The organism is Methanospirillum sp. (assembly GCF_028679455.1).
GTDB lineage: Archaea > Halobacteriota > Methanomicrobia > Methanomicrobiales > Methanospirillaceae > Methanospirillum.
On record NZ_JAJRBM010000389.1, the window covers coordinates 1 to 4,392 of the forward strand.

Genomic DNA, 4,392 nt, shown 5'->3' on the forward strand with positions numbered 1-4,392 from the left:
CAGCAGGAACTTCAGTGGTCTATCATGCGCAGAGTGGTTGATCAGTTTCCTCATCCCATCTCCTGTTACCGCGAGGATGAGACAATTTTTATGGTAAATAAGGCATTCTGCGAACTGTACGAATGCTCTCGGGAGGATGAGATGACCGGTCGGAGACTTCAGGATCTGCTGGCACCCGATCTGTACCGATCATTTATCCAGGGTGATCAGGAACTGAGAGAGAAAGGTGGCCATGAGATAGTATCCGTACTAATTCCCTCCCCTCATGGGAAGAACATCATGGTACCTGCAGAAAAATCTGTGGTGTCGATTGGTGACGGTGATGACAGGTTCATCTTCGTGGTAATTATTACAGAGCATGATGAGCACCGGCCATGGGACCTGATAAAAGTTCAATCCGGAGAACAATAATAACCACTACCTGCATCAACACGGATTTTTTTGATCAATTCTGTTCACCGACACTTCTACCATTAGAAAAAGCAGCCATACCTATGTATAGTACAGAAACCTCTGCATGTATATGCAGACGTAAGGGCAATTTTCCCAGATATTGGGAGAATGACGTCCGGTTTGAAGGGTAAGGGAATATCCCCGGCTGGTAATCATTCATTTTTAGTCCCCCTGATCTTCCGGATCATCAGCGTTACGAATGCAAAGAAAAGTCTGTGATAGTGTTATGGAAGGTAAGAAATTATATGTGGGGAATCTCACCTATTCAGTCGGTGAGAACCAGCTTCGGGAGTTATTCTCAGAGTATGGCACAGTTGTCAGTGTTAAAGTCATCGAGCAGAAAGGGTTTGCCTTTGTTGAGATGGAATCAAATCAGGAAGCGCAGGCAGCTCTTGATGCCCTGAACCTGACTGAGTATGAAGGGAGAACCATTCATATCGATGAAGCCAGACCTATGCAACCCCGACGGGACTTTGGAAGCGGCGGCGGTCGTTCCGGAGGAAGTGGAGGATTCGGGGGTCGTAGCGGTGGATTCGGCAGTGGCGGTTACGGTGGTGGTTCAGGTGGAAGCTCCGGAAGGGGCGGACATGGTGGTGGAAAAAGCAGCGGATACGGCAACAAAAGACAGCGATATTAAGCACCTCCTCATTCTTTTTTTTCCGGGTCTGCAAAGGTGGGTTATGTGTACTCTCAACCAGATTTTGAGTGAGACATTCAGTTCAGATAACTGTTTCTTTCATCTGGTTGACATATATGAGCCATGCAATACTCATACCCACCATTCAAAACCAAGTGGATAATCCTCCTCATAACGTTAGGATGCTGCTTCATCAGTAATTGTCAGGTGGCAACGGCAGCAGTGAATACCGGTTGGCAGCCGGTCAATATCACTTCCTGGGCACAGATAGATGTCCCCCCAGGATGGTCATACGGAGAAATCACCCGGGATCCTGTTAATCCTGAAACATCAACCCTTGAAGCCATTTCACCAGATAGGGCAACCAAACTCGTGTATGTCTTTGAACACAACTCCAATCCTATTTCAGCAGGCGAACTGTGCCGGACCCAGAACCGGTTCATGGATGACAAAGGATTCTGTCTCTGTCAGGCTAACCCATTATTCACCGAAACTGCAGAAAGCACTGTAGCAAAACAGACCTATATCAAAGGAGAAGAGGACGGTGCAGTCGTCTGTTCAGGTGCCTACCCGGGATGGGGCAGATATCAGTATGCACTCCTGATGAACGGGGCAAGTTCAGTCAGTAAGTACTATGACGATCTCCCTGATGATATTGCGGAACATATAAGGCCAATTGCTCAAACTAACACGACAGGATCTGCATAAGCAGGTCAAACCTTTTTTTGTAGAACTGATGAGAAAATGAATTGCATCAGCGAATAAGAGGAGAATCATTGAAAAACCTGCAATGCAGGGATCTATGCATCACAGGCATTATTGGTTGCAAAGGGAAGACCGACAATTACAGGACAGGAGTATAGAGCAGAGGAAGATTATACGGCACGGATGTAGGAGGACATGGCGGTATACTGATCTCTGATGATCCTGTCAGGAGTATTGAGGCAGTTGAGTGTGGTGTCCTGCAAGTCGCTCAGTCTCCCTGTGACATTATAAGATAGTCCGAAACACCGTATAAAGGATCTTGAAGAAACCATACTATCCTAGTTTCATACAAAAAGGAATCTAATTTATCACTCGATTTATAGTATTGACCATAAGATTAAGCATTAAGAATAATGGACACAAACTGACGGTTGCACCCAGTTTCAGATATCCGGATCCTGAAACCAGTTCCTGCCGCATTGAGAAGAGATAGCAAAAAGAGGTGGACATTGATTGTTGCAACCGGTTGCAACAATGCCTTTCCCAGAAGAGAAATTGCTTCATCGCTTACCATGACCGGAGATCGAAACCGGGATCGCGGCGGTGGGTCCGGGTGCTGACGCGGATTTGATCAAAAACTCCTGAACGTTCATATAGATTTCAACCCATGTACACAATACCACAAAATGACCATCTATACCGTATGTAAGACCAATGTAGTCAGTGTCTCCCCCCACACCAGCATCTCATTTGTCTCCGATCTCATGAAAGAGAAGAATATCGGATGCGTTATCATCACCGAAGACCATAAGCCGGTTGGAATAGTAACTGACCGGGATATTGCACTGAGGGGAACACTGAAAAGTGAAGAGAATACTACAACCCCGGTATCAACAATCATGACACCGGATGTCCAGACGATCCGAAAAGATACAGGTATATTTGATGCAGTTCAGGTTATGAAATCCTCGAAAGTCCGCAGACTCCCGGTTGTTGATATGGGTGGCAGGCTCGTCGGACTCATAACCGTTGATGATATCATCAGATTGCTTGCCCGTGAACTCGGAGAGATCGCGAGGGTGATCGGAAATGAAAGTCCCGAGATCTGATGCCTTGTGCTCAATCCACCTTTTCTTCTACTTATTTATCGACCGCATGTTCGAAGCGAATGCCCTACCCAGGACCTCCTAGGAAAAAGGGAGAGATGCTTATCCGGTTGATTCTGTACTCATGATCGGAACGAGATGATCAGAAACAGAAGGAGGCAGGGATTCATAATCCCTGGCAACTGCATCAGCTCCTTCCATTACCAGTACAAAGTGACCTACCCCCCATTCAGGATACACCAGGGTTCCGATCACTGCTGCATCGTCAGTTCCTCTCACATATGTCTGTCTGAAAAACGTATGATCTGCAGTCTCATCGCGGATTGGATCTTTGGTCTTACAGATTCGAAATCCAAGTCTGCTCATATATCCACTCTGATATTGTTGGATTTCATCTTCAGTCATCGGATTCGCGTTATGTTCCAGAATGTACGTGAGGCGTGAATCCGTATCAGGCGAGATTGCGGTAACTTTGGCTGTGTCAGGCTGGACAGTTTCATTTTTATCAACACTTACACTCCATCCAGCCGGGGTATCAGCCTGAACCCACGATCGTACTTCAACCGGCTGCCATGAATCTGCCACAACCGGGGAGAGATTGAACAGGAGAGTAAGGAACAACGTTGTAGTGATCAGATGAAACCAGGAGAACCGACGGGAAGCTCCCACTATAGATACAAAAGCGTTCAGAATCATGGATCAGTATTCTCTTTGGGAAAGTAAACCCCTTCTCTACTAACTCCCTAGACGAATCATACCATCCTGAGTATCAGTTATCTCCAACATCAGGGGATATCCTCATAACCAGACTTGTGACATCGGAAATCACCATCTCCAAATCAGCTCTTGACCATGATCAGATACCAACATCACTATCGAGAACATAGGTAGTTTGCAGATGCAAAAGGGGAACCAACTCATGCTCTCAGAAATATCAACCGACGGGACTATTCTTCTTTCAAAAGAACAATCCAAAGAGATCTGGATACTCGGGAATGCAGGGGCACAGAATGCAGCTGCAGCATTATCCACCCTGCTAAACCAGAAGGTAACCATTAGTCTACCCTCAATTCTCGTGGTAAAGTTGAGCAATCTCCAGGAACATATCGACGATACAATAGCAGCAATGGTCATTTTTCAGATAAAAGGACAGGTTTCAGCCGGAGGAACCCTTGTTCTTCATGTCCCTAAACAGTCAATATTGAGACTTTCTCATATCATGCTTGGCCAGCCTGAAGATGATCGTGAGATCGATGATATGGATAAAAGCATGTTGCATGAGATCGGCAACATCATGATGTCATCATATCTTGATGCCTGCGCCTCTCTGCTCTCAATTATTTTGCTTCCTTCACCACCGTCCATGGCCATCGATATGACTCATGCAGTCCTGGAATCGATCATTGCAACCCATGAGGTTGAGGATAATGCTGACCAGGTAATCTTCTTCAAAACAGAGATGTCCTGTGCTGAACAGGAGATTGATGCGGA

6 protein-coding genes are annotated in these 4,392 nt (G+C 46.1%); 5 read left to right on the plus strand and 1 reads right to left on the minus strand.

Annotated features, from left to right (window positions below; genetic code table 11):
- The 4 genes from LUQ50_RS13215 to LUQ50_RS13230 all read left to right on the plus strand — a co-directional run.
- Positions 1-411: PAS domain-containing protein (locus tag LUQ50_RS13215; protein ID WP_300040420.1), on the plus strand; the 411-nt coding region annotated here is incomplete at its 5' end.
- A 268-nt stretch (positions 412-679) separates the two neighbouring features.
- Positions 680-1,090 (plus strand): RNA-binding protein, encoded by a 411-nt coding sequence (locus LUQ50_RS13220; RefSeq protein WP_300040422.1) that lies wholly within the window; start codon positions 680-682, stop codon positions 1,088-1,090.
- A 207-nt stretch (positions 1,091-1,297) separates the two neighbouring features.
- Entirely contained in the window at positions 1,298-1,798 is a 501-nt protein-coding gene (locus LUQ50_RS13225) for a hypothetical protein (RefSeq protein WP_300040424.1), read from the plus strand.
- Positions 1,799-2,481: 683 nt separating this feature from the next.
- Positions 2,482-2,904: a CBS domain-containing protein gene (locus tag LUQ50_RS13230; protein ID WP_300040426.1), complete on the plus strand. Its 423-nt coding sequence runs from the start codon at positions 2,482-2,484 to the stop codon at positions 2,902-2,904.
- A 99-nt stretch (positions 2,905-3,003) separates the two neighbouring features.
- Here LUQ50_RS13230 and LUQ50_RS13235 read toward each other — a convergent pair whose 3' ends face one another.
- Positions 3,004-3,597, minus strand: coding sequence for a hypothetical protein (locus LUQ50_RS13235; RefSeq protein WP_300040428.1), 594 nt, complete (start codon positions 3,595-3,597; stop codon positions 3,004-3,006).
- A gap of 223 nt (positions 3,598-3,820) precedes the next feature.
- On the opposite strand from LUQ50_RS13235, the gene LUQ50_RS13240 reads away from it, so the two are divergent.
- On the plus strand, positions 3,821-4,392 hold a 572-nt coding region (locus LUQ50_RS13240; RefSeq protein WP_300040430.1), incomplete at its 3' end, for a chemotaxis protein CheC.

Excerpts from the sequence above, each read along its gene's own strand:
- LUQ50_RS13230 (WP_300040426.1), top strand. The coding sequence starts at position 2,482 with ATGACCATCTATACCGTATGTAAGACCAATGTAGTCAGTGTCTCCCCC.
- LUQ50_RS13235 (WP_300040428.1), bottom strand. The coding sequence starts at position 3,597 with ATGATTCTGAACGCTTTTGTATCTATAGTGGGAGCTTCCCGTCGGTTC.
- LUQ50_RS13220 (WP_300040422.1), top strand. The coding sequence starts at position 680 with ATGGAAGGTAAGAAATTATATGTGGGGAATCTCACCTATTCAGTCGGT.